Here is a 26,158-nt window from a genome sequence, read left to right as displayed (position 1 = left end):
TCCTTACCGAAAAGTAAGTTTGTTAAATAAAAATTTAATGTTTTTAACAATGTTAATTTAACACATGTTTTTTAACCTGTCAAAACCTTGTTTGTCCGCTTAGGTTTTGACATTTCGCCATGATTCGTTAAGATTAAGAACATAAAGAAATGACTTAATCAATTTAATCTTCAAGAGGAAAAGAGGGACAGTATGGATGAGAATCCAGAATTTGCAGCTATAGAACAAGCAAGGGATCTTGTCATTGATTCCATTGCTGAGACAATGGATCTGTACGGAATCACCCGGAGTGTCGGAATTTTATACGGAACAATGTATATGAGGGATGAAATGACGCTTGATGAAATGCGTGAGGAACTGCAGATGAGCAAACCGAGTATGAGCACAGGCGTCAAAAAGCTGCAGGATTTAAATGTAGTCAAAAAAACCTTCCACCGCGGCACGCGGAAGCATACATTTGTAGCGGAAAAGGATTTCTTTACGTTTTTCACGAATTTCTTCCCGCCGAAATGGGATCGGGAAGTTCAGGTGAATTTGTCCGCCATCGTACAGGCCCAGGCGGATTTGCAGGCCGTTTTGCTGGCAGAAGAAGGAAGCGCGGAATTACAGGAAGAAGCGCGGCAGTTATATGATCAGCTTGAAAGCTCGAAGGCCTATTATCATTGGCTGAAGCGGCTCGCCGATTCAGTCCGGAGCGGAGAGATTTTTAACTTTATTCCGATAGAAACAGACGAAAAAACGCCTGAATCGTAATCAGGCGTTTTTTCTTCGTCATTTTTCGACGTGATTTGATTGTTTTCGAGGAAATATAGGAACATAACCCCATTTACTTCCATTAAAATTGATGGTAAATTTTTATAGGTACGGTCGTTCTTTTTTAAGAACGATCGACAAATTTTTTTAAGGGGGATTTTGATATGAAACAAAAGTTTTTCTCAACTGTCATGGCAAGTTTATTCGGCTTGGTTTTACTGCTTTCTCTGCCGACAGCGTCATTCGCCGCTGAATCAGGTTCAACCGTTCACGAGCCGGAAATGTCCACAAAGGCGACCGCTACCTTATTTGCAAAATACACAGGTGCCAGCCAGCAGGAATGGTCATTTTCTGATATCGAATTGACGTACCGCCCGAACACGATTCTGAGCTTAGGCGTTATGGAATTTACCCTTCCTAGCGGATTTGCGGCTACAACAAAGGATACAATCAACGGACACGCTTTGCGTGAAAGACAGATTCTGAATAACGGCAAAACAGTCAGACTTCCGTTAAACATTGATTTGCTCGGCGCGGCGGAATTTAAGCTTTCTCTTAATAATAAAACGCTGCCTGCTGCAGGTACATATAAGTTCCGTGCAGAAAATAAATCATTGAGCATCGGCTCTAAATTCTATGCTGAGGACACAATTGTTGTTCAAAAACGCAGCACACCGCCGACACAGCCTTGCAACTGCAAATAATTGCGAAAAACGGACCGGCACAAGCCCACCGCTTGTCAGCCGGTCTTTTTTTGTGCCGTTTTTTCTTCCGGCTCTCACATTGACAAACCTTTGAAACAGGAGTACATTCTTGTTTGTTGTATTTGGAGTGACAAAAACAGTTTCTTAAGGAGTTATGAGGATTGGGAAAAATCAAAAATAAACAATTTGCCGTCATCGGACTCGGCCGTTTCGGCGGAAGCATCTGCAAAGAGCTTTTTAAAATGGGGCATGAGGTGCTGGCCGTCGATATCAGCGAAGAGCGGGTCAACGCATACTCCTCTTATGCCACTCATGCCGTGCGGGCAAATGCGACGGAAGAAAGCGAACTTCAATCGCTCGGCATCAGAAATTTTGAATATGTCATCGTGGCAATCGGCGCCAACATTCAGGCGAGCACGCTGACGACGCTGTTATTGAAAGAACTGAACATCCCTAACATTTGGGTGAAGGCGCAAAATTATTATCATCACAAAGTGCTTGAGAAAATCGGCGCTGATCGTGTTATTCACCCGGAAAAGGATATGGGCGTGAGGATTGCGCAAAGCCTGTCGGATGAAAACGTCTTAAATTATATTGATCTGTCAGATGAATATAGCATCGTAGAACTGTCAGCCACGAAAAAACTCCATTTAAAAACCATTCTTGACCTCGGCGTCCGTGCCAGATTCGGCTGCACCATTCTCGCCGTGAAACATAATGGAGACATTCAGCTGTCCCCTTCTCCGGAGACTGTCGTCCATGAATGTGACTGCCTTGTGCTGATGGGGCATAAACGTGATATTAAAAGATTTGAAACAGAGGGAATGTAAAAAAAGCCGGCTGCGGCCGGCTTTTGTGATGCTTATGTTTCTTCATTTAACTGGACGGCGGTTTGGTCAACCCAGCCGATCAGCTTGTCTTTCACCTGAAATTGATACCAGACGGATCCGCCGTTTTGCTTCTCAGAGACAACTTTAATATGCTGGCCGGTAAACTTTTGCGCCGATGCCAGTTTAATAGAATGCTGCTCTTTCGACGGCTTGGACCAAACATCTTCCATGGCGTAGTCTTTGATGGCGCCTTTCTTATCAACTGCTTTAAGAGAGGCATTGATTTTGTCAAATTCATTCAGGTTATAGGTTTCTATGACATCTTTAATTTTTTCCGCATAGTCGGGATCTGTGGCATAGCCGGATTTTTGAAGGGCTGCCGCAGCTGATTTATAATCGTCCGCTTCTATGACGGGTTTATACTTCTTTTTATTCCAAGACGTTCCTTTGACAAATAATTTGGCGTGGTCATCCATGGATTCAAAAAACGTGTTGTACTTACGGAATTTTGCCCGAATCGTTTTTCGTTTCCCTTTTTCAAATTCATCTGTTTTCATCGTGACGTGTTTTCCTTTATAATCACCTTTTACACCGAACAGGTTGCGCGCTTTTCCAGCAAGCTCACTGTTCCCCCAATCCGATTCGAGAATGGCCTGTGCAAGGGTGATGCTCGGAAGGACATGATATTTCTCATATAAAATCTGAGCATGCCCGGAAAGGCTGTCAATAAAGACCTGCTGCCCGTCCACCTCTTCAGGCGGTTTTTCTTCCGTCGCTATGAATTTCGAAAACACCATTGATACCAGAAATAATCCGAATATAAGAGATACAGCAAAAAGGCATCCAAGCACCCTTTTGGTCTTTGCTTTCTTTTTCATATCAACCTTCCTTTAATTCCGGAATCACTAGATTTATAATTTTACTGGTCATTGATGAAAATTTCAATAAAATAGGGAAAAAGACGGAGAAAGAACATGTGTGCAAACAAAAAACCCCTCAAAGAGGAGTCTTTTTTTATGCCATGCTCAGCTGAGGACCGAACAATTCAAATTGAACGGAATCAGATTTAAACCCGAGTGCAAGAATCATATCTTTCATTTGCGTCATAAACGGTGCTGAACCGCACAAGTAAAATTCAGTATCTTGATTCAGATGCAGCTGCTCTAAGAAGCTTTGATCAATCCGGCCGCTGTAAAAAGGCTTGTCCCCTGAGCGGTCTTGTTCCGACGGTTCACTGTATACATAAATGACGTTAATATTCGGATCGCCTGCCGCAGCTTGCTCGACTTCTTTGCGGAACGCGGCGTACTCTCCGTTTTTCGCGGCATGAATAAAAGTAATAGAACGCTCCGGCTGTTTTTCGGCGGCTGTTTTCAGCATGCTCATCATCGGCGTGATTCCGGAACCGGCACTGAGAAGGACAGCCGGTTTTTCGGCGGAAGACAGTTTGAAATCCCCGGCGGGTGCGCTGACTTCAAGTTTATCTCCTTCTTGAACTTCATTGTGGAGATGAGAAGAAACCGCTCCGTCCTTTTTCACGGAAATCCGATATTCGCCTTTTCGGGCAGCATCAGACAGGCTGTATTGGCGAATGTGCGTATAAGGAGAATCTGCAATCCGCACTTTAATGCTGATATATTGCCCCGCTTCAAATTCAGGAAGCGCAGAGCCGTCGCTCGGTTTGATATAAAATGATGTGATGTCTTTGCTTTCTTCGGTTTTCTTTATCACCGTAAATTCTTTATATCCCTGCCATCCGGCCTCATTGTACATATCTTTTTCAATGCCGATGAAAGCCTCTGCAATAACACCGTAAGCTTTTTCCCATGCTCCCATAATGTCAGGAGTTGCGGCATCCTGAAGCACATCCTTGATCGCCAGAAGCAGATATTTTCCGACAATCGGATAATGCTCCGGCTTTACCCCGATGCTTGTGTGTTTATGGCCGATCTGTCTGACCGCCGGAATGATTTGTTCTAATTGATCAATATTCGCCGCAGCCGCAATGACTGCATTTGCCAATGCTGCGCGCTGCGTCTGTTTCTTTTGGTTCGTTTGGTTAAACATATTTAACAGTTCGGGATGATCTTGAAACATCAGGTTATAAAAGCGTCCTGTGATGTTTTCTCCATGTGTTTTCAATACGGGTACTGTGCTTTTGATGATGTCTATTGTTCTCTCATCCAGCATGTTAATCCTCAACCCTTCTAAAGATGTATTTTTAATATATCTTTATAGTAAGAGATATTTCGAATAAAAGATATATCTTAAATGAATCTTTAGAAAAGTCGTCACAATATTGTGTTCAGTTTGGAATCATTGGTTTTTATTCCCTTTTTCACCTATTGGAACCGGGACACATATTGTAGAAATTATACGTTTACACATGAAAGCAGGGGATTGTATGGTTTCTTATATGGATTACACGTCTCCGAATACACAGTTCACATATGATGTGAATGAGAGCCGTTTTTTCACTAAAGATCATCGGAACTTTATTAATGTATTGGGGATTAAACAGTTAAACACGCTTGAAAATATTTCATTACTGGATATCTTTTTGAGCAAGACAAATGTGATTGAACCGCATACCCATCAAAATGCCGCTGAATTGGTGTACTGTATTTCGGGTTCCGCAACCGTGTCGATGCTGAATCCGTTCACCCGGAAAATACGAAATTACCCGCTCACCCCCGGGCAAGTGGCAAATATTCCGCAGGGGTGGTGGCATTATGAGATCGCGACTTCAGATAATACCCATCTTTTGGCCATATTTGACGCCCATACGCCTGAAGTGATTTACGGCTCGGATATTCTCCGCCTCACGCCGCCCGAGATCATGGCGCATACGTACTGTCTGAATGAACAGGAATGGGAAAAAGCTGTTTCACCGATCCGCAAATCAACTGTGATAGGTCCCGATAAATACTGCGGGCAGTCTGAAAATACGGGTATTCACGATATGAATAAACCTTATCAGCCAAATACGCATTATCCGAATGATCCGTATCGGCATTATGATCCGCCGTTATATTGGGGGTATTAAACGGAGAGCAGGAGCGGCATTAAAAAAAGCCCCTCATGAAAGAGGGGCTCTTAATCATTACGGTCCGGTTCCGCAGCTTACTTTGTACTCACCTTCGGGCAATTTTTTTGAATCACATATTTCTGAAGCAGACGTGAAGACCACAGAGAAAGAGCGGGGAGCGCTGTTAAAAGAAGTGCCACTGCGCTGAAAGAGTTAGTAGAAGATAGATTTTCCTCTTATTCCTTTCATTTAGTTGTTAGAAATGAAGCAGAACACAGAGGCTGCTGCAGAGGATTAAAAACTTATAAAGGTATGGAAGCCAAGGGGCTCGCCCCCCTGATCTCTACGCTGCCAGTGTGGAGATGATAGGGTTTGCTGACCAGTCTTTCTGATAAAATATCTTCTGTTTGGCGAAAAATGAACAAGTTGGTCCCAAATAGGATTGTAAATTAAAGTTAATTTCCCACTAGACCTGCCATCAAAACGCCCATCACAATCAAGAATAATAGTAAAAGTAAACAAAGTGCCAGGATAACAAAAGAAATATTCTTTGCAATTCCTTTAGGTGATTTGATTGCCAGAATACTCCCCACGACAATTCCTAGAATTCCAAGCGCCCAATGAATATGAGGCAGAAAGCACAATGTGAATAAAAGAATGATAAGCGACACGATCCCAAAATACTTTCTCATTTCTCTCCTTTCTATTTTCCCTCCATTAAATTGATAAATTGAAAAGAAAATTGAACTTATAAATATTGAGTGCCATATTTTTTAAATATTAGCATAGAATTATCGTTCGAGCTTTATGGCGACGGATACATACGCAAGGTTATCTGCGCAGTTCATTATGGAAACACCTACGGAAGGAATTTCGTGTGAAGGACTTAAAGGGGGATAGATGGCTTATTGTATTTGATTCTCTTTTTCCCTTGAGACTTATGAAGTTGGGAGATGATCAAATGACTGATTTTGAACGAAAAGTTATTATATGTCCCGCTTTGAGAAAAACCCCTCCATTGAACAATTGAAAGGAAAAAACAGGTGGATGTTTTGAAACTAATGAAGAAAACTAAAAAAGCCTTTTCCGAAGAAAAGGCTTTATACGTTCAAGTTTGAAGGCGGTCAGAAGCTACTTTGATTGTATCCTGTGCTTGTTTTTCTACCGAGTTCATACCCAACCCACATACTAAAGTCAATGTCAGACCCAGGACGATGAAGATGCTCTTTTTAAAATTCATACAGGCACTCTCCTTCTTAGGTTTGATTACGATCAGATGAAACTTGATATGATCCATCAAATGAAACAGCTGATGCCGTTAGACCGACCCCTGACATTAAAACGACAGCCGATACAATGATAAATACGCCTTTTCTAAAATTCATACAGGCATTCTCCCCTCTGAATTTGTTTTTGTGTTTGAATCATTTTTCGATGATAAAAATAAGATTTGTCATATTGTTTTGACTCTGCATAAACAGCAGCCGTATCAAGAGCAATATCTTCTACATACGAATAGTTTTTATTTTTCTCAAGGTAATCAATTGTTTTTTTGATTCCCATTTGGTCTATTGCATTAATATATAAAGCATCCAAATATTTTTGCAGAGATTCAAACAGCTTATCCCCGTGATATATCGCTGATGAAAGTCCCTTTTTGCTGATTTGAATCGCCTCGCTTGTTTTCCCTTGTTTAAATAGAAGTTTTGCGTATGTAAACAAGGAATGCGGGAGGTTACCCAATTTATACTTTTCAGATATCTCCGCTGCTTTTTTTAAGTAGATTTCAGCTTTACTATACTCTTCTAGGTCTCCGTAATTCTTTCCTATGTTGTAATAAGCAGAACTGAGCAGCCTTTCATTATTGTTTACTTGTTTCGACAACTCTAAAGCTTTTTCTAAATGCGGCAAACTTTTTTCAAAGCGTTTAAAGTCAACATAATTCCCCGATATGACGAATAGACATTGAATTTTCCGGACTTTATACAACTCATACTGATCGTAAATATCGAGCGCTTGCTTTACGTGATGCATGGAGACGTGGCTTTGTTTCATACCGTAATATGCTTCAGCCAATTTAAAATGAAACTCCGCTCTCTCAATTTCATCATGCACATGAACAAGTTGTTTTTCAGCCTCTCTATAAAAGCCGATCGCCTTTACATACTGCTTTTGATCAAATTCATACATGCCGCGGAAAAATAAAGAGTAATAGCACAGCAGGCCGGAAATTCCTTTATTTGATGCTTCGATTTTTTCCAGCAGCTCGTCAATTGTCGGTCTCACGCGGGTCGTCACCGGTTCTAAATAATCCAGCATGAGCTGATGGCGGAATTTCATGAGGGTGTAGTAAATCAGTAAATACTCGTCTTCTTCCATCTCATTTATTTCCTGCTCCACCTCCGCCTTCAAAATTTCCGCATCCGGAACACTGAACTGACGTATCATTTTGTACCATTCATTAATTTTAACGCCTACCTCCGATGATGGTAAAACAGAACTCACAAGGCCACTCCTCCTTTTATATAATATTCTAACATTTCCATAATATGTTTAGTAAAATAAATGCAGTTTTTTGCGGTCTGCCGGAAAATGATCATAGTTTTATTGAATAAAGGAAACATTATTTCTATACCATTAGACTTATTACAGATTACTTATTTTCACTTAAATGTTGGAAATGGCCATTCAATTTGCGATAATAAAACTAATGTATAGGGAATATAAATGGGAGGGATTAAGGATGTGTCATTTAAAATGAGCATTACTTTATCACTCAAATGTTTTAAGCTCTATGAAAGTGTGTACTTTGGAATAGGTTTATAAGTAGACTCTCTTCAAGTCTACTTTATTTTTTCTCATAAATAAACGAGGTGAAAATCAATGGATGGTATAAAATTTTTGGAAAATGTGTCTCGACTCGGAGTAATCATTTTGGTGTTCTCCGGATATGCTATTTATTGGAAATTAGGTAAAGCAAAAAGAGAGCGAGGGCTTACAAAATTTGAAGCTTGTCTTAGGTTCTCTGTCATGTTTGGCATAATAGCATGGGGTCTTTCGTTTCTTGCTTTGAATTTGTGGTCCTAATCTTTTTTGTCGATATTTGACTTATCCTGTCTAAACAGATTAAAACCAGATAAATATACCCTCCTTTGGTAAAAAATGTGTTACTATGTAGTTGCTTGTACAATTTTCCAAAAGGGGGAGTTATAATGTTGAAAAGATTTCTTTTTCTGGCGTCGGTTTTCTTTCTTGCTATTGCGACAATAGCACCAGCAGCTTCAGCAGCACAGTTGAATCCTAAGGACGGTTTAGATGGCTTAACTGAAGAACAAATTGAAAAATCTGTTGCAGAAGTTGAGCACATCTTTACTAAAATTCTAGTTTTTGATAAAGAGACCGGCTATACAGTCAAAGAAGATGAGCTTGAAAAGTCTCCTTATCCTCCAGCTCAAAAAGAGGGCATGATCGCTTTCGCTAATTATATGAATAAGGAATATAATTATACGGATGCCCAAATCAGTAGTGTTCAAGGATGTTTAGAGGATGCACTTAACTTAAGTAAAGGTGCTTTGAATCAAGTTCAAAGAGCAATTGAAAAGGGCGAGTGGCTGACTGTTGTAGGATTTCTAGGAACTATAGGTTTAGCAATTTCCCCACCAGCAGTATTTGCATTCTTCCTGCTATGTGGTGCTCCAGTAGCAAAGATTGCTCCGCAAGAAAATTGATAAACAACAAAGCCGCCTTTAAAGGCGGCTTCTTCAATCCTAATTGAAGGCGAAAAGCAACTAAACTTCCTCAAAATAAATTTTTCGTCCCCAAATTGTCCCCAATTGCTTTTTGGGGCTATTGGCTCTGTTCCAGACAAATAAAAAAACCCTTATAGAATAAGGGTTTAAAGGTATGGAGCCAAGGGGGCTCGAACCCCTGACCTCTACGCTGCCAGCGTAGCGCTCTCCCAGCTGAGCTATGGCCCCGTGCGGTAACGTCATGTTTTATTATAGACGAGTTTCCTTCGAATTTCAAGCCGAAAATTCAGTTTGCTTACATTTTTCTGAGACGTTTTTCAAACATAGAAAAGACCCTCCGGGGGCCTCTTCGTTTATCGCACGAGCATGATTAAAATGATGCCGAGGATGACACGGTAAATGGCGAACGGGACAAGCTTAATCCGATTAATAAGCCGAAGAAAAAATTTGACGACTAAGAGAGCGACGACAAAGGCGCAGATAAAACCGACAAGAAAAAATGGAATCATGTCAGGAGAAAGACTGCTCCAGTATTTCACCAGCTTCAGAAGGCTTGCACCCGCCATAATCGGAATGGCCATGATAAATGTAAAGTCTGCGGCTGCCCGATGATTCAAGCCGAGAATGACACCTCCGGCAATCGTTGAGCCTGATCGGGAAAAGCCGGGCCACAAGGCGAGACATTGGAATAAACCGACACAGAAAGCCTGTTTGTAGGTGATTCTGTCTACCGTATTGATCGTATCTTTTCTTTTATTGACCCAGTCCGCAATCAGCATAAGCACGGCTCCGGCAATTAGTCCGTAAGCGACCGTTCTGACGGAGAATAGATAGCGGTCAATGAAATCCTCAAATAAAAAGCCGAGCACTGCGGCCGGAACAAGACCGACAGCGATTTGCGCGATGGTCAGCCTGTATCCTTTCTGCTGGTCGCGCGTCACGTTTTTTTTGAGGCCGAGTAAATTTAATATCCGATCCTTAAACACAATGGCCACTGCCAGGATCGAACCGAGCTGGATCACCACTTTGAAGGAATTGGCGGCTTCAGGATTCATCAGGCTTCCGGATTTCAGCCAGATGTCATCCGCTATGATCATATGTCCCGTGGAAGAAACCGGCGCGTATTCCGTCAGCCCTTCCACGATCCCCAAAACGGCTGCTGTGAACATCTCCCATAGTGTCATCCTATTCTTCCCTTCATTTATCATTTACAAAAGAGAAGCTCTCCTCTGAAGGAAAGCCTGTCTTATAATAAATATCATGTCGGTTCCGATTTTATGACTTCGATACGGCATCATTTTTTTCTTCTTCATATAAATGCGAGCGCATTTTGAACCAATCAAACAGATGGGTCGTGACCACTTTGATGACCGCGTAGCCCGGGATGGCTAAAATAATGCCGACAACCCCGAACAGCTTTCCGGCGGTTAAAAGAACAAAGATGATGGTAATCGGGTGAATGTGAAGATTTTTCCCCATGATCTGCGGCGAAATTAATTTTCCTTCCACGAGCTGGACAACGGTCCATACAATCGCAAGCTTCAGCAGCATAAGAGGCGAAGTGACCAAAGCGATAATAATCGCCGGCGTGATGGCAATGGTCGGCCCTAAATACGGAACAACGCTCGTACAAGCGGCAATGACCGCAAGCAGTGACGCATAATCAAGTCCGATAATCAGATAGCCGATAAATAATAAAAACCCGATGCAGAAGCTGACGATGACCTGTCCTCTGATATAGGAGCTTAATCTGTGGTTCATTTCACTCAGCATCGTATACGTTTGTTCTTTCAGACGGGTGGGCACAAATTTCAAGATATAGATTGGCAGTTTTTTGCCGTCTTTCAGCAAATAGAACAAAATAAACGGCACGGTCACAATTGAAATAATCACTTCCGTCAGCGCACCGATAAAATTCCCGACTCCGGTAAATGTGCTGTTTGCAATTGTCGCCGCCTGCGCCGATACTTTATTGGCAAGATCGGAAATGTTGATATTCATCGTCTTTTGCGCCTGATTTACAAAATCGCTTCCGATCAGGCTTTTCGTCTGATCTTCAACGATGTCCACATATTTTGGCAGGTTGTCGATCAGGCTCATGATCTGTTCCTTTAAAAACGGAATAATAGAAACGATCGTAATCGTAATCAGCCCTATAATAATGAGGTAAAGGAGCAGGATGGAATAGACTCTTTTCACTCTTATTTTTTCCAATATATCTACGATCGGATTAAGCAGATAATAAACAATTCCTGTCAAAATAACGGGGAGTGCAATCGTTTTGAGCAGGACGATAATGGGTGTGAAAATAAATGATGTCTTCATAAAGACAAGGATATTGAGACCGATGAGCAGCAATACAAGCAAAAACAAGACAAATTTATTGTCTAAGAAAAACTGTTTAAATCTGCCGCCCCATGTTTGCAATGTTTCCACTATTGTTCCTCCATCATATGTATTTTACTTAAATTGTACACTATCGTTCCTATAATGAAAAATAATAACCGGTCTCTATGGGAATTTTTCCTATACTTTTGGCGGACAGCCTTTTTTCCATTTATGTTTCTTTGAAAAACAGCTATAATGTAAGCCAATACATAGAAGGAGCGATAGCAATGATTCGATTTGCAACAGTCGGAACGAATTGGATTACAGAACGATTTCTGGAGGCGGCTTCTGCTATTGATGATTTTCAATTAACGGCGGTTTATTCCAGAACTGAGGAACGCGCTGCGGAATTTGCCGGCAAGCACGGTGCAGCTCATTATTTCACCAGCCTGAGAGAATTGGCGGAAAGCGAAGCCTATGATGCGGTGTATCTCGCCAGCCCGAATGCATGCCATAAGGAGCAGGCAATCCTTTTTATGGAACACGGCAAGCATGTGCTGTGCGAAAAACCGTTTGCGTCTAACGCAAGGGAAACGGAAGACATGATTCACGCAGCCAAAGCAAACGGCGTTCTCTTGATGGAGGCCATGAAAACGACGTTTTTGCCGAACTTCAGCATGCTTCAAAACCACTTACATAAAATCGGGCCGATCAGGAGATTCACAGCAAGCTACTGCCAATATTCATCACGATATGATGCATATAAAAACGGAACGGTGCTTAATGCGTTTAAGCCTGAATTATCGAACGGTTCGTTAATGGACATCGGCGTATACTGCATTTATCCGGCCGTCGTCCTGTTCGGCAAACCGAAAAACGTCATTGCGACCGGTCATAAACTAGCATCCGGCGTTGACGGCGAGGGCACGGTTATTTTGTCATACGACGGGTTTGAAGCGGTACTGATGCATTCAAAAATATCAAATTCGTTTGCCCCGGCGGAAATACAGGGTGAAGACGGCACAATCGTGCTGGACAGCATTCACGGACCGGAGCGGGCGGAAATCCGCTATCGTGACGGACGGATGGAGGACATTTCCGTTCCTGATCTGAAACCGGCGATGTATTATGAAACGGCTGAATTCATCAGCCTTCTTCGGAACGGACAGCAGGAGTCTTCCGAAAATACCTTTGAACGCTCTTTCATTACGGCAAGCATTATGGAAGAAGCGAGAAAACAAATCGGAATTGTCTTTCCCGCCGATCAAAACTAAAAACATCCGCCCGGGTTTCGGGCGGATGTTTTTTATTTGGACGCTAACAGGTCAGCGAACGCTTTTGCATAGTGCGGAAGGTCGGGCGGGCGGCGGCTTGATACAATATGGCCGTCAGTTACGACAGCTTCATCCAGCCACTGTGCCCCGGCATTTGTCATGTCGTCTTTGATGCCGGGCGTGCTCGTTACTTTTTTTCCTGCGAGAATTCCGGCAGATATGAGCACCCAGCCTGCGTGGCAGATCTGGCCGATCGGCTTTTTCTGCTCGTTCATCGTACGGATGATGTCCAAAACTTCCGGATATCTTCTCAGTTTGTCAGGAGCCCAGCCGCCAGGCACGAGCACGGCATCATACTCCTGAATAATCAGGCTCTTAAAATCGTAATCCGCCGTCGCGGGCACGCCGTATTTTCCTTTGTATGAACGGCCGGCTTCTTCTCCTATTAAATGGACGATCGCGCCTTCCTCCCTCATCCGGTAGACGGGATACCAAAGCTCTAAGTCTTCAAAGTCGTCACTGACAAGCGCTATGACTTTCTTGCCTTCTAATCTCATCACTGCCACTCCCTTCTTTTTTTCAAGTGTATCGCTTTTTTCAGCTGAGGAAAAGAAACAGCTCGTTACAGCTGTTCTTCGTCTTCAGACTGAATCGTAAATTTCCGTGTGACCTGCTGCAGTTCTTCGGCCATGTTCGCAAGCGTTTCAGCAGAGGAACTGATTTCTTCCATGGAGGCCAGTTGCTCTTCGGCTGACGCGGCGATGTCTTGAATGCCGGCGGACCCTTCTTTGGCGACTGAGGTAATGTGCTCCACCGCGTTTGTCACGTTTTGCGACCCGGCCGCAAGCTGCTCAAGCGTTCCGTTCATATGCTGCAAAGCGCCTGAAATCTGAGTCGTCATTCCCGAGATTTTTTTGAAGCTTTCGGCCGTTTGGTCCGTAATATCGAGGCCTTCTTTCACGTCTTGATTCACCGCTTGGAATACAGAAAGCGATGTGGCGATTTCTTTGACGATTTCCTGAATCAGCGTTTCGATTTCCTTGGCGGAGTCGGCTGATTGTACGGCAAGCTTTCTCACTTCTTCCGCAACGACGGAGAAACCGCGCCCGTATTCGCCGGCTCTGGCCGCTTCGATAGCCGCGTTTAGAGCAAGCAGGTTTGTTTGATCGGCAATGCCGTTAATGACGTTCAGAATGCTCTTAATGTCATGCGACTTCGTTTCCAGCCCTTTTACGACCGCTTCCGCCTGCTGTACGGAACGATCAATTGTTTTCATCTGGCCGACCGTTTTCGCCACTAATTTTTCTCCGCTTCCGGCCGTATCAGAGGTTTGAATGGCCGATTCGGTAATTTCCGCCGATACATTCGCCGTCTCAGCAATGCCCGTATTCATTTGGGACAGGTGATCAGCACTTTCTTCCAATTTCTCGCTTTGTAATTCGTTTCCGTTTGAGAATTGCTCAATCGCCAGTGTGATATGCTCGGTCGCCTTGCTTGTCTGACCGGCAGATGCCGTCAGCTCTTCGGATGAAGAAGCGACATGTTCGACGGATGATTGAATGACACCGATGACAGACCTGAGTGATGCCGACATCTCATTGAAACTTTGACTGAGCTGACCGAATTCATTTTTCGACCTGATGTTAATAACTTCGGTTAAATCGCCGTCACTGATTTTAGCTGATGTCGAGACAAGTTTTTTGAGCGGTTTTGAAATCGAGCGAACGATAAAGAAGATTAAAATCCCGCCGACGATAAGAGAAACCGCAAGAATGATCAGCGCCATTTCCATGACAGGCGCGGCTGCGTCATGTATCTCACTGACAAAGAATGTGCCGGCGATTTTCCAGCCCGTCAGTTTATTTGTCGTGAAGGCCATTTTCTTTTGCTGTCCTTCAAACGTGTATTCAAACGATCCGCTTGATTTAGAAAATACTTCTTTCGTCCACTCTCCGGAGCCTTCCGTTCCCGCTTTGATGGTCGGATGGGCAATGTATTTTTTATCTCCCGTTGTAATGAAAGCAAATCCTTTATGACCGATCTGTACGCGTTCGGAAGCGTTCAAAAGGTCGCCCAGTTTAATATCCAGCGCTACAACGCCTGAGCCGTCTTTTGTCTGCTGGGCAATCGTAACGACCGTTTGTCCGGTTGCAGCGTCCTTATAAGGATCGGTAAACACCGGCTGTCCGCTTTTTTCTACCGCTTTTGTATACCACTCGCGCGTGAGCGGATTGAAATCGGACGGCACGTCAGCGGACGGATATTTCACAAACGCTTTGTCGGCGGACGCGGCATACATTGATGTGATATCGTCATTTACGGTGACATACTGCTTCATATTTTCAAGCAGGTCGGATTTATTTTTTTTGTTCATTTTTTCCTTTGTGATTGATTCACTGTAATAGTCAAGTGCTTTCAGCTTGCCTTTGAGCATGTTTTCCAGCACGCTGTTCAGTTCGCTGACATTTCCTTGAGCGCTCCGGGTCAGTTCGTTTTCTAATGTACTCCCTGCCGTTTGGTAGCTGAAGTAGGCAAGTATGCCGACCGGAAGCACCAATACGGCTAAAAATGCCGTGATAAGCGGCTTGCTGATGGATGGCTGTTTGATCCAATGTATCAGTTGTTTCATTTTTTTCGTCTCCTTCTTTGAAAAGCTAAATTTATTATCGACAGCTAGGATAAAAGATTTATTAAAAAAACTAAAAAAAACACCCAAACAGCACATTTGGGTGTTCTATGACCTATTATTCTATTTTAAATTGTTTCGTCATATCACGTAATTCTTCCGCCATCTGGGATAACGTTTCTGAAGACGAACTGATTTCTTCCATGGAAGCCAGCTGTTCTTCGGCGGAGGCCGCGATATCCTGAATGCTGGCTGAACTTTCTTTTGCGATGGACGCGATTTGCTCAGAAGCTCCTGAAATCTGCTGCGAACCGGCTGTCAGCTGTTCTACTGTCGCATTCATGTTTTGAATTTCTCCGGCGATCTGGTTCGTCATTTCCGAAATCCGCCTGAAGCTCGTTTCGGTCTGATTCGTAATATCCAGCCCGCTCTCCACCTCTTTGTTGACGGATTGGAACATGCCAAGAGATGTATTGATTTCGTTGACGATTTCTATAATTAAGCTTTCGATTTCTTTCGCTGAATCGGCAGACTGCACCGCAAGTTTTCTCACTTCTTCTGCGACGACGGAGAAGCCCCGGCCGTATTCACCGGCACGCGCGGCTTCAATTGCGGCGTTCAGCGCAAGAAGATTTGTCTGATCGGCGATTCCGTTAATGACACGGAGAATGTTTGTAATGTCTTTTGATTTTGTTTCAAGCCCGCGCACCACTTGTTCAGCTTCTTTCACTGACCGGTCAATGACGTTCATTTGACCGACCGTCTGGTGGACGAGCTTTCCGCCTGAATTGGCGACTTCCGCTGATGTGACGGAGGATTCGGTAATGACGGCAGATGCTTTCGCCATATCTTTGAGTCCGCTGTTCATTTGGTAAATATGTTCCGCGGCGCTTTCAATTTTTTCACTTTGGCTTTCATTTCCGTTAGAAAATTGTTCGATTGCCAGTGTGATATGTTCGGTTGCCTTGCTTGTCTGCTCCGCTGAAGCCGTCAGCTCCTCTGAGGAAGACGCGACGTTATTCACGGAATCCTGAATGGCATGGATTAAAGACCGAAGTGAAGCTGCCATATTGTTAAAGCTTTTGCCAAGCTCGCCTAATTCGTCTTTTGACTGAATCTCGATCGTTTCGGTTAAATCGCCTTCACTGATCTGTTTCGATGATGTCACAAGCTGCTTGAGCGGTTTTGTGATTGAACGGATAATCAGCACCATGACGACGGTTCCGATGACAATTGCTAACAACAGAACGAGCAGGGACAGATGAAGGACCGGCAGCGCCGCTTCATGAATCTCGTCCACATACATCGTTCCGCTGATTTTCCAGCCTGTCAGCTCGTTCGTATCATAAGCCATTTTCTTTTCCTGGCCGTCGTATTTGTATTGAAAATCACCTTTTTTGCTGCTGTACAGCTGTTCAGCCCAATCTCCGTCTAATGCTGTGCCTGACGTGCGGTTCGGGTGAACGACCACTTTTTTGTCTTTCGTCAGGATGAAAGCGTAGCCGGATTTTCCGATTTTCACTTTCTTTGTCGTTTTCAGAAGTTCTTCGATTTTCATATTGATGGCGACGACCCCTGAGCCGTCTTTCGTCTGCTGAACGATCGTCACGACCATCGTATTGGTGGAAGCCGTGCGGTAAGGATCTGTTACAACAACTTTCCCTTTGTTTTCCATGGCTTTTTTATACCAGTCTCTTTCAAGCGGATTATATCCTTTAGGCATCTGCAGATCGGGATACCGTGTGAAATGGCCTTCCGTGTCACTCGTATAGATGGATTCCACATCTTTATTGATCTTCATATACTCTGTGAATTTATCGATAATTTGCGATTGATTTTTCGGCTTGTACCGATCCTTGGTGAGCCAATCGCTGAAATATGCCGTTCCGTCTTCCTTCTGGCTGATGCTGGTATTGATCATATTATTAATCTGCTGCACATTATCTAATGCGCTTCCCATCACCTGCTTGTCAAGCGTGCTTACCGCCGATTGATATGCGATAAAAGCCAGCGTTGAAATCGGCAGAATAAGAATGGCCAAAAAAGAAATGAGCAGTTTTCTTGTAAGCGATCTCTGCTTGATGATTTGCATGATTTTTTTCATCTGCTATATCTCCTCTTACGTGTTTACCCTTCATATCGGCTATTATGGGTAAATATACATATCTAAAAAGAAGAAATATAACAAAACATACTTTTTACCTATTACAAAAGTAGTCTTTTAGACTTAATTAAAAACTTATTTTAAAGCGTTTTGTCAGCTCGCGTAATTCTTCAGCCATTTTTTCCAGCGTGACGGCGGATGAACTGATCTCTTCCATAGAGGCGAGCTGCTCTTCAGCAGAAGCCGCAATATCCTGAATGCCGGCCGCGCTTTGTCTGGAGACGGCCGCGATATCCTCTGAAGCGTTCGATACTTCCTGAGATCCGGCGGAAAGCTGTTCTACGGTTGCATTCATATTTTGCAGTTCACCGGCAATCTGATTTGTTTTGACAGAAATGTCCCGGAAGCTTTTTTCCGTTTCGTCCGTCAGCTGAAGTCCGCTTTTCACCTCGTGATTGACGGACTCCAGCATTCCGAGCGATGTATGAATTTCTTTAACGATTTCATGGATTAAGGTTTCGATTTCTTTTGCTGAATCGGCTGATTGGACGGCAAGCTTTCTCACTTCTTCGGCAACGACTGAAAAACCGCGTCCGTACTCTCCCGCTCTTGCCGCTTCAATGGCTGCATTTAAAGCGAGAAGATTCGTTTGATCGGCAATGCCGTTAATGACGCGCAAAATGCTGGTGATGTCCTGCGATTTGTGCTCAAGCCCCTTTACGACTTGTTCCGCTTTACTCACAGATTGGTCAATGGTATCCATCTGGCCTGCTGTTTTCTTAACAAGCCGCTCTCCGGCACCGGATATCTCTGCCGATTCAATAGAAGTTTCCGTCACAACGGCTGCCGCTTCCGCCAGATCGCTGAGCCCGTCTTTCATGTCATTCACTTGGGCTGTCGCTTTTTCAATGCTCTCACTTTGGTCTTCCGTTCCATTAGAAAACTGTTCAATCGCAAGGGTGATATGTTCCGTTGCTTTGCTCGTCTGCTCGGCGGAAGCCGTCAGCTCCTCTGAGGAGGAAGCGACATGTTCAACAGAGTCCTGAATTCCCTGAATAAGCGTCCGGAGTGAATCTGTCATATGATTAAAACTTTTACTGAGCACGCCAAGCTCATCTTGAGAGCTGACTTGAATGGTTTCCGTCAGATCTCCGCTTCTGATTTTTTCCGCTGACGCTGCGAGACGTTTTAACGGTTTTGTAATAGAGCGGATGACAAAATAAATGAAAACCATTCCTGCGGCAACCGCTATGGCCAAAATGATAATGGCTGTGATCAAAACCGGTCTTGCCGCATCCTTGATTTCATCAACAGACATGGTTCCGCTGATCTTCCAGCCTGTCGCCTCATTGGTGACATACGCCATTTTTTTCGCTTTTCCGTTCATCGTATATTCAAAATCGCCTTTTTCCCCGCTGTATAATGTATCAACCCATTTTCCAGATACCGCCGCGCCGGATTTTTCATTGCTGTAGGCAACGGCTTTTTTATTTTTGCTGAGGATAAAGGCATATCCTTCTTTTCCGATATTGACTTCTTTTGTCATCGTAATGAGATCGTCGATTTTAATATCAATGGCGACGACCCCTGATCCGTCCTGAGCCGCACGGGCCATGGTGACGACCATCTTTTTGTTTGAAATGGACTGATAAGGGTCCGTGATGATGGTCTGCCCTTTGTTCTCCATGGCTTCTTGATACCAGTTTCTCTCAAGCGGATTGAAATCAGCCGGCATATCGGCATGAGGATAACGTGTAAACGTGCCATCCTTGCTGCTTGAAAATACGGCGGCAGCTTTATCATTGCTTTCTATGAACTGCTTGAATCTTTCTTTCATTTCCGTTTGGTTTTTTTCTTTAAATTTTGCGCTTGTCGCCCATTCGCTGAAATATGCTGAGCTTTTTGTAAACGTCCCGATCCGGTCATCAATCATATTGTTTAAGATTTGCACATTCCCTTCGGCGCTTTCCATCATTTGATTTTCAACGGATGAGGCAGCCGAACGATAGGCGCTGGCAGCCAGCACTGCTACCGGAATGATTAAGATCAGTAAAAATGAAATGATGAGTTTTCTGGCTATTGATTTTTTTGCGATGTTTTTTGCTGTTTTTTTCAATTTTGTAAACCTCTTTCAATCATTTACTGTTTATATCGGCAATCTCCCTTTTTATTACATTGAAAATTTAGTCATAAATGAAAAATAGTTCTATATGCTCTTTTTGTAAGTAAGACTTTTTATTTAATTTTCTCGAAGAAACCATAAAAAAAGACGCCTTCCATCCGGAAAGCGTCCTTTTTTACTAGTTGATTTTAAATTGTTTTGTTAATTCCCGCAGTTCTTCGGCCATTTGCGCCAAAGTGTCGGCGGATGTGCTGATTTCTTCCATAGATGCAAGCTGTTCTTCTGCGGATGCGGCAATATCCTGAATGCTTGCTGCGCTTTCCCGTGAAACGTCCGCAATATCGGTTACCGCGGCTGAGACGTGCTGAGAGCTGTCTGACAGCTGTTCAACCGTGCCGTTCATGGATTGCAGCTTCTCGGCGATGTCGTTTGTCATGCCGAAGATATTCTGGAAGCTTTCTTTCGTTCGATCCGTCACCGCAAGTCCTGATTGCACTTCTTCATTAACGGATGTAAACATGTGAAGCGAAGTATTAATTTCAGCCGTGATTTCCTGAATGAGTTTTTCAATCTCTTTTGCAGAACCGGCGGATTGGACGGCAAGCTTTCTCACTTCTTCGGCTACCACTGAGAAGCCCCGCCCGTATTCACCGGCTCTTGCCGCTTCAATGGCTGCATTTAATGCAAGCAGGTTTGTCTGATCGGCAATGCCGTTGATGACTCTTAAAATATGAGCGATGTCTTTTGATTTGGCCTCAAGACCTTTTACAACAGCTTCCGCCTGCTGGACGGATTGATTGATGAGATTCATCTGCCCGACGGTTTGCTGCACATATTCTTCCCCGGTGCCGGCAGCTTCTTTCGATTGTTTAGATGCTTCCGTAATGGATGATGATGTGCGGGAAACGGCGGCGAGCCCGTCATTTATATGATTCAGCTTGGCTGAGCTTGAATCGACTTTTTCACTCTGCTCTTCGTTTCCGTTTGAAAACTGCTCAATCGCCATCGTAATATGCTCCGTCGCTTTGCTTGTCTGCGAAGCTGAAGCGGTCAGCTCTTCTGATGACGCGGCCACGTTGTCGACTGAGTTTTGGATCGCGCTGATCAGTCCGCGCAGAGATTCTCCCATTTCATTAAAGCTTGCACCCAGTTCGCCCAGTTCATCTTTCGAGCGGATCTCAATGGTTTCAGTCAGGTCTCCGCCGCTGATTTGTTTAGACGAGCGGACAAGGCGTTTCAGCGGTGTTGTAATGGATCTGACAATAAACAGAATTAAAATTCCTCCGATGATAATGGATGCTGCAAGGACGATCATTCCCATCGTCAGCACCGGTTGTGAGGCGTCTTTAATTTCGGTGAGCTCCATGCTCCCCTCTATTTTCCAGCCGGTCAGTTTATTTGTCGTAAACGCCATTTTTTTATTTTCATCACCAAGCTTGTATGAAATCATTCCGCTTTCTTTGCTGTATACCTCATTCAGCCACGGGGTTGAGACTTTATCGCCCGGTTTGTGGTCTTTATGCGCGACATAGGTTTTATTTTTAGATGTAATAAACATGAAGCCTTTTTGGCCGATTTTGATTCCCTGCATTCGCTTCAGCAGCTGGTCAATCGTAATATCCATGGCCACTACTCCTGTTCCGTCCTGCATCTGCTTTGCCACGGTGACGACCATGCTGCCGTCGCTTGCTGCGGTGTAAGGGTCGGTGACAACGAGCGTGCCGCCGGCCTTTACAGCGTCTTTATACCATGGGCGTGTTCTCGGATCGTAATCAGCCGGAGTATTTTCCTTCGGCGCCTGTGTGTAGCTGCCGTCTTCCGTTCCTCCGTAAATGCGGGCTACGTCCTTATGAATAGACGTGTATTGCCCGAACTTTTCTTTAAGAGCGGACATGTTTTTCTTTGAGAATGATGACCCTTTTAAGGTTTCACTGAAAAATTCAATCGCCTTTGCTTTTGCGCCGATATCATTTGTAATCGTTGTGTTAAAAGATTCGATGTTGTTTTTCGCGTTGCCTGAAATCTGATCATCCAGCGAATTGCTCGCCGTATGGTACGAACTGAATTGTAACACGAGAATCGGTATGATTAAGATCAAGATAAATGAAATGATTAATTTACGTGAAATCGAAGCCTTCGTGCACCAATTGATGAATTTTTTCATATTAAGCTGCTCCTTCATGTGTGATACCTTATATATCGGCTCAATTTTCACATTTTGTTAACATTTCCTCCTTTTTCATGACTTGATTTTCATTGCCCAAGCTTCCTGCATATCTTATAAAAAAAGATAGGGGGGGCGGCAGATGATTATCATTTCCGGCCAAGTGCTTCGGCCCCAGGACATTGCTAATTGGCAAACGGAAGAAAGCCTTGTTCCGTATCTAAATGAACTGACCCATTCTCCCGTACAATTTGATTACGGATCGATTGCTGAACTGATGTTTGAAGCACGGGTGCGGCGCCATATTGTGGAAGCCGCAAGAGAACTGCACGGATCAGGCGCAAAATTTGCAACGTTCGCCAAAACATACGGAAATACGGCTTATTGGAGACTGACGCCGGAAGGAGCCCTGGAGCTGAAGTACAGAATTCCCGCTTCAAAAGCGATTCGGGATATTGTTGAAAACGGGGCGTTTTATGCATTTGAATGCGCGACGGCCATTGTTGTGATTTATTATCTGGCCGTTTTAAAGACAATCGGTGAAGAGCGGTTTGACCGCCGTTTCCCGGATATTACTTTGTATGACTGGCACTATGAGCATCTGCCGATCTACACGGAAACCGGCAGCCACTTTTTAAGGGGAGATTGTTTATATTTTAAAAATCCTGATTTTAATCCTGCAAAGGCCCAGTGGCGGGGAGAAAATGTCATTGTGATGGGGAATGACCGATATTTCGCCCACGGTCTCGGGATTCTGACCGCTGAACAGATTATCCAGAAATTGAATTCTTTAAGAAAAAGAGATGCCGTGCAGTCAGCTTATCTGCTTTCTCAGGCGACAAGGCTTGATGCGCCCGCGCTTTATCAGATGATGCATTAAAACAATCCCATCGTCTGTCAATGTGACGATGGGATGTGAAATGCTTTTCTTTTTCGGTAAAAAGCCGTCGTGCCGAGCGCTTGGTTTGCCGCCCATTCAAACTTCTCTAAATCATGGCGGGTGACGGCTCTGTCCCATCTGCTCCATTTAATGGCCCGGACAAAGTAATACCCTTTAATCGGCGCCATGGTGACTTTGGAATGCGGAAAATCTTCAAAAACAAACTCAATATTTCCTCTTTTTTTATAGGACATTTGAAGAATCTTCATCTTCCATCACCTCACAGCATCTTGATTATGATCGGCACAAGCGGTCCAAAACAGCTTTCACATCTGTCGGCCCTTCAAGTTTCGCGGCGGACTGGCCCGCCCATAAAGACATGTACTCCGCATCTCCCGATTGAGCCGCATGCCCGCGCATCGGCTTTGTGAGCGTATTATGCAGCGGATAAGGCAGCGTATTCCCCTCGTCAGCTTCATATGTTTTCATGAACTGATTCACGATTCCGCGCGCCTGTTTTCCCGAAAACAAGGTGGTCAGCCGTGTGTCGGCTCCTTTTGATTCGGCAATGGCTTTTTGATATGCCGGTGAAGCGCTGCTTTCTTCACAAAGGAGAAACGGCGTGCCGACTTGAACGCCGTCCGCACCTAAACATCGGGCCGCCTGCACCCCGCGGCGGTCAAAAATGCCGCCTGCCGCAATGACCGGGATATTCAGCGCGTCTTTTGCCTGCGGAATGAGCGCCATAAGACCGAGAGCCGGTTCTCCTTTAACCGGCAGAAACGATCCGCGATGTCCCCCGGCTTCTATTCCTTGAAGGATAACGGCGTCCATTCCCCGCTCTTCAAAAGCCTTCGCCTCCTCCGGCGTTGTCGCCGTGCCGAACAGGAAGCAGCCGTTTTTCTTCAGCTTTTCCGCCGTTTCTTCCGGCGGCAGGCCGAAGGTGAATGAGCACGCTTTGACCCCGTAACGGATCAGAAGGTCCGCTTTTTCTTCAAAATCGTTCCACTCTTCTTTCAGATCGGAGAACGGCTTGGCGTCTTTTGCCCTTGGGATGCGCGCTTTCCATTGTTCAATCAGTTCCTCCTCAGGCATCTGCCTTTCTTCCGGGACGAACAGATTCACTTGAAAGGAGCGGTCGGTCAGGTCTTTCATCTCGATAAGCTGTTTTTCAAGCGCCGGCGGGCTGACGTATCCTGAAGCGAGGCTTCCGAGCGCCCCTTCATTTGATACCGCCGCAGCCAGGCGCGGCGTGACAAGCCCTCCGGCCATCGGCGCCTGAATGACCGGCTTTGTTAATGATAAGGCGTCCATCCACTCACTCATTTGCGGATGCCTCCGTTTCAGCGTGGATTTTGATATAACATGTTCTGTTTCTCGGACCGTCAAATTCGCAAAAATAAATGCCCTGCCACGTTCCGAGGATCAGGCGCCCGCCTTCTATGATGACATGCTGGGATGCGCCCGTTGTACTCGCCTTCATATGTGCCGCCGTATTTCCCTCCATATGCCGGTCCAGTTCGTGCTCCCACGGATACACTTCGTCAAACCTGCGGAGCATATCCCTTTTTACATCCGGGTCGGCATTTTCATTGATGGTAATGCCGGCGGTAGTATGGGGACAGTATATGAGCGCCAAACCGTTTTTCACGCCGGTTTCGCGGAGAAACGCTTCCGCTTCATGTGTGATGTCGATCATTTCATCCCGTCTGTTTGTTTGAATCTGCAATTGTTTCAGCATATGAATGCCTCCTCTCTTTTTCTCTTCCTTTCCCATATTCGTTTCTGTATTTGTCTTTTCCTGTCGGATCGCGATGATAAACGCAGATCATAAAAAACTTCAGCCCAAAAACTGAAGTTTTTTACCATATATATACGCGGGCCTCATAAGGCTTTAAAAGGAAGGATGTCACATGCCGATGCGGCGGTGTTTCCATGTTTGCGAGCACGAGCGCATCGGCAGCAAGCGGATAACCGGGATGCCTGTATAATGCGGGAGTTTTAGACAGATTGGTGATGATCAGGGCGGTTTCCGTTCCGTTTTTTCTTAGGTAGGCATAAATCTGCCGGTCTTTTGGAAGCAGCAATTCATAAGTTCCGCTGATCAATACGTCATGTTCTTTTCTGAGGGCGATCAGCCGTTTGTAGAAATGGTATACAGATGTTTCATCCTTCATTTGCGATGCAGCATTCAGCCATGTGTGATTCGGATTCACCCCGAGCCACGGAGAAACATCAGAAAACCCGCCGTTCGCCGTCCCGCTCCATTGCATCGGTGTCCGTGAATGATCCCGGCCCTTCTTCCAGATCGTCTTCATCACTTTTTCATGCGGAACGCCGCGGGACGTCTCTTTTTCATACAGCTGTTTGATTGTGACGTCGTCGTAATCTTCAATGGATGGGAACGAAACATTGGTCATGCCGAGCTCCTGTCCCTGGTAAATAAACGGCGTGCCTTTCATCAGCATATACATCGCGGCAAGTGCCTTAGCGCTTTCTGTCAAAAACCGTTCGTCACCCCATACCGAAACGGATCGGGGCTGGTCGTGATTTTCCATAAATAACGCATTCCAGCCCTTTCCTTCAAGGCTGTTCTGCCATTCGGACAAAACGCGCTTAAGCGCCGGGATGCAAATGCTTTGATCATCATCCGTATCCCAAAGACCGAGGTGTTCAAATTGAAAAATCATATGGAAGACGCCGTTTTCTTCACCGGCCCAATCAGCCGCCTCCCAAGCCGTCACCCCGTTCGCCTCGCCGACCGTCATGATCGGATAATGTGAAAATGTTTCCCGCTTCAGCTCTTTTAAGAGATCCACAATGCCTTCTGTATTCATATGATACGGGAAGGACGGGACATACGGGAGACCGTCCGGATTCGGCATGTCAGGGAGCCCTTCTTTTTTCTTGATGTGAGAAATGGCATCCACCCGGAAGCCGTCAATTCCTTTATCAAGCCACCAGCGGATCATCTCATAAACGGACTGCCTCATCGTTTCGTTTTCCCAATTTAAATCAGGCTGTTTTTTATCAAACAGGTGAAGGTAATACTGGTTTGTCTTTTGATCATATTCCCACGCCGATCCGCCGAAAATGCTTTCCCAATTGTTCGGCTCTTTGCCGTTTTTTCCGTCTCTCCAGATGTACCAGTCCCGTTTTTCGGAATCTTTCGCTGAGCGCGATTCGATAAACCAAGGATGTTCATCACTCGTATGGTTGACGACGAGGTCTATAATCAGCTTCATGCCGAGCGCATGGATATCCGCGAGGAGCCGGTCAAAATCCTCCATCGTCCCGAATTCTTCGGCGATTTGTTTGTAGTTTCGAATATCGTAGCCGTTGTCGGCGCCCGGCGAGTCAAAAACGGGGCAAAGCCAGATCACATCAGCCCCCAACTCTTTTATGTAATGAAGCTTTGCTCTGATGCCGTTTATGTCGCCGATTCCGTCCCCGTTCGAATCCATAAAGCTGCGGGGATAAATTTGATAGACGGACGCCGTTTTCCACCAATCCGTTTTCATACCGTTCACTCCTTTCTCTACAGCATATGAAGGAGCGGGATGAAGAAGCATTTTTTTCGCAAAAAAAGCCTCATT

Annotated in this window: 22 protein-coding genes and 1 tRNA gene; 8 read left to right on the top strand and 15 right to left on the bottom strand. The window is 44.7% G+C overall.

Annotated elements, in window-relative coordinates:
* The first annotated feature begins 192 nt into the window (after nt 1-192).
* From cudC to AUL54_RS15640, 3 genes are all read left to right on the top strand, one after another.
* Nucleotides 193-753: a transcriptional regulator GbsR gene (gene cudC, locus AUL54_RS15650; RefSeq protein WP_016938177.1), complete on the top strand. Its 561-nt coding sequence runs from the start codon at nt 193-195 to the stop codon at nt 751-753.
* 164 nt (nt 754-917) lie between these two features.
* Nucleotides 918-1,457, top strand: coding sequence for a biofilm surface layer hydrophobin BslA (gene bslA / locus AUL54_RS15645; RefSeq protein ID WP_060964468.1), 540 nt, complete (start codon nt 918-920; stop codon nt 1,455-1,457).
* 161 nt (nt 1,458-1,618) lie between these two features.
* A complete protein-coding gene (locus tag AUL54_RS15640) occupies nt 1,619-2,287 on the top strand; it encodes a potassium uptake protein KtrA (protein ID WP_060964467.1) in 669 nt (222 codons plus the stop codon).
* Between the two features lie 32 nt (nt 2,288-2,319).
* Here the strand turns inward: AUL54_RS15640 and AUL54_RS15635 are convergent, their stop codons facing one another.
* Together AUL54_RS15635 and hmpA are read right to left on the bottom strand one after the other, a co-directional pair.
* A complete protein-coding gene (locus AUL54_RS15635) occupies nt 2,320-3,165 on the bottom strand; it encodes a glucosaminidase domain-containing protein (protein ID WP_060964466.1) in 846 nt (281 codons plus the stop codon).
* Between the two features lie 136 nt (nt 3,166-3,301).
* The gene (hmpA, locus tag AUL54_RS15630) at nt 3,302-4,477 is read right to left on the bottom strand and encodes an NO-inducible flavohemoprotein (RefSeq protein ID WP_060964465.1); all 1,176 of its coding nucleotides are present in this window, start codon (nt 4,475-4,477) and stop codon (nt 3,302-3,304) included.
* Between the two features lie 214 nt (nt 4,478-4,691).
* Here hmpA and AUL54_RS15625 point away from each other — a divergent pair, with 214 nt between their 5' ends.
* Nucleotides 4,692-5,333 (top strand): cupin domain-containing protein, encoded by a 642-nt coding sequence (locus tag AUL54_RS15625; RefSeq protein ID WP_060964464.1) that lies wholly within the window; start codon nt 4,692-4,694, stop codon nt 5,331-5,333.
* Nucleotides 5,334-6,689: 1,356 nt separating this feature from the next.
* Here the strand turns inward: AUL54_RS15625 and AUL54_RS15610 are convergent.
* Entirely contained in the window at nt 6,690-7,820 is a 1,131-nt protein-coding gene (locus AUL54_RS15610) for a response regulator aspartate phosphatase (RefSeq protein WP_060964461.1), read from the bottom strand.
* A 378-nt stretch (nt 7,821-8,198) separates the two neighbouring features.
* Here AUL54_RS15610 and AUL54_RS21750 point away from each other — a divergent pair, with 378 nt between their 5' ends.
* Together AUL54_RS21750 and AUL54_RS15600 are read left to right on the top strand one after the other, a co-directional pair.
* Nucleotides 8,199-8,402 (top strand): hypothetical protein, encoded by a 204-nt coding sequence (locus AUL54_RS21750; RefSeq protein ID WP_060964460.1) that lies wholly within the window; start codon nt 8,199-8,201, stop codon nt 8,400-8,402.
* Between the two features lie 125 nt (nt 8,403-8,527).
* A complete protein-coding gene (locus tag AUL54_RS15600) occupies nt 8,528-9,043 on the top strand; it encodes a hypothetical protein (RefSeq protein WP_060964459.1) in 516 nt (171 codons plus the stop codon).
* Between the two features lie 176 nt (nt 9,044-9,219).
* On the opposite strand, the gene AUL54_RS15595 is transcribed toward AUL54_RS15600, so the two are convergent.
* The 3 genes from AUL54_RS15595 to AUL54_RS15585 all read right to left on the bottom strand — a co-directional run bounded on the left by AUL54_RS15595 (nt 9,220) and on the right by AUL54_RS15585 (nt 11,500).
* A tRNA-Ala gene (locus AUL54_RS15595) sits at nt 9,220-9,292 on the bottom strand.
* Nucleotides 9,293-9,417: 125 nt separating this feature from the next.
* Nucleotides 9,418-10,248, bottom strand: a complete 831-nt coding sequence (locus AUL54_RS15590) for an undecaprenyl-diphosphate phosphatase (RefSeq protein ID WP_045925819.1) — start codon at nt 10,246-10,248, stop codon at nt 9,418-9,420.
* Between the two features lie 91 nt (nt 10,249-10,339).
* Nucleotides 10,340-11,500: an AI-2E family transporter gene (locus AUL54_RS15585; RefSeq protein ID WP_060964458.1), complete on the bottom strand. Its 1,161-nt coding sequence runs from the start codon at nt 11,498-11,500 to the stop codon at nt 10,340-10,342.
* Nucleotides 11,501-11,679: 179 nt separating this feature from the next.
* Here AUL54_RS15585 and AUL54_RS15580 point away from each other — a divergent pair, with 179 nt between their 5' ends.
* A complete protein-coding gene (locus AUL54_RS15580; protein WP_060964457.1) occupies nt 11,680-12,666 on the top strand; it encodes a Gfo/Idh/MocA family protein in 987 nt (328 codons plus the stop codon).
* A gap of 32 nt (nt 12,667-12,698) precedes the next feature.
* Here AUL54_RS15580 and AUL54_RS15575 read toward each other — a convergent pair whose 3' ends face one another.
* From AUL54_RS15575 to tlpB (AUL54_RS15555), 5 genes are all read right to left on the bottom strand, one after another.
* Entirely contained in the window at nt 12,699-13,223 is a 525-nt protein-coding gene (locus tag AUL54_RS15575; protein ID WP_060964456.1) for a type 1 glutamine amidotransferase domain-containing protein, read from the bottom strand.
* A gap of 65 nt (nt 13,224-13,288) precedes the next feature.
* Nucleotides 13,289-15,295, bottom strand: coding sequence for a methyl-accepting chemotaxis protein (tlpB, locus tag AUL54_RS15570; RefSeq protein ID WP_060964455.1), 2,007 nt, complete (start codon nt 15,293-15,295; stop codon nt 13,289-13,291).
* 115 nt (nt 15,296-15,410) lie between these two features.
* On the bottom strand, nt 15,411-17,384 hold the full coding sequence (gene tlpB / locus AUL54_RS15565; RefSeq protein ID WP_442854505.1) for a methyl-accepting chemotaxis protein: 1,974 nt from the start codon (nt 17,382-17,384) through the stop codon (nt 15,411-15,413).
* A gap of 139 nt (nt 17,385-17,523) precedes the next feature.
* Nucleotides 17,524-19,512, bottom strand: a complete 1,989-nt coding sequence (gene tlpB, locus AUL54_RS15560) for a methyl-accepting chemotaxis protein (protein WP_060964453.1) — start codon at nt 19,510-19,512, stop codon at nt 17,524-17,526.
* A gap of 184 nt (nt 19,513-19,696) precedes the next feature.
* Nucleotides 19,697-21,682, bottom strand: coding sequence for a methyl-accepting chemotaxis protein (tlpB, locus tag AUL54_RS15555; RefSeq protein WP_060965115.1), 1,986 nt, complete (start codon nt 21,680-21,682; stop codon nt 19,697-19,699).
* Between the two features lie 142 nt (nt 21,683-21,824).
* Between tlpB (AUL54_RS15555) and AUL54_RS15550 the strand changes: the two genes are divergently transcribed.
* Nucleotides 21,825-22,562, top strand: coding sequence for a protein-glutamine gamma-glutamyltransferase (locus tag AUL54_RS15550; RefSeq protein ID WP_060964452.1), 738 nt, complete (start codon nt 21,825-21,827; stop codon nt 22,560-22,562).
* A 17-nt stretch (nt 22,563-22,579) separates the two neighbouring features.
* Here the strand turns inward: AUL54_RS15550 and AUL54_RS15545 are convergent, their stop codons facing one another.
* From AUL54_RS15545 to AUL54_RS15530, 4 genes are all read right to left on the bottom strand, one after another.
* A complete protein-coding gene (locus AUL54_RS15545; RefSeq protein WP_060964451.1) occupies nt 22,580-22,831 on the bottom strand; it encodes a hypothetical protein in 252 nt (83 codons plus the stop codon).
* Nucleotides 22,832-22,856: 25 nt separating this feature from the next.
* Nucleotides 22,857-23,888, bottom strand: a complete 1,032-nt coding sequence (locus tag AUL54_RS15540) for an NAD(P)H-dependent flavin oxidoreductase (protein ID WP_060964450.1) — start codon at nt 23,886-23,888, stop codon at nt 22,857-22,859.
* Complete coding sequence (locus tag AUL54_RS15535) at nt 23,881-24,303, bottom strand: secondary thiamine-phosphate synthase enzyme YjbQ (protein ID WP_060964449.1); 423 nt, start codon at nt 24,301-24,303, stop codon at nt 23,881-23,883. The genes AUL54_RS15540 and AUL54_RS15535 overlap by 8 nt, the downstream gene beginning before the upstream one ends.
* Nucleotides 24,304-24,424: 121 nt before the next feature.
* Entirely contained in the window at nt 24,425-26,083 is a 1,659-nt protein-coding gene (locus AUL54_RS15530) for a glycoside hydrolase family 13 protein (protein WP_060964448.1), read from the bottom strand.
* Nucleotides 26,084-26,158 lie beyond the last annotated feature (75 nt).

It is taken from the genome of Bacillus sp. SDLI1, from assembly GCF_001553895.1.
Lineage (GTDB): Bacteria > Bacillota > Bacilli > Bacillales > Bacillaceae > Bacillus > Bacillus siamensis.
The sequence above is the reverse complement of the archived record's forward strand: the minus strand, read 5'-3'. Positions and strand labels throughout refer to the sequence as shown.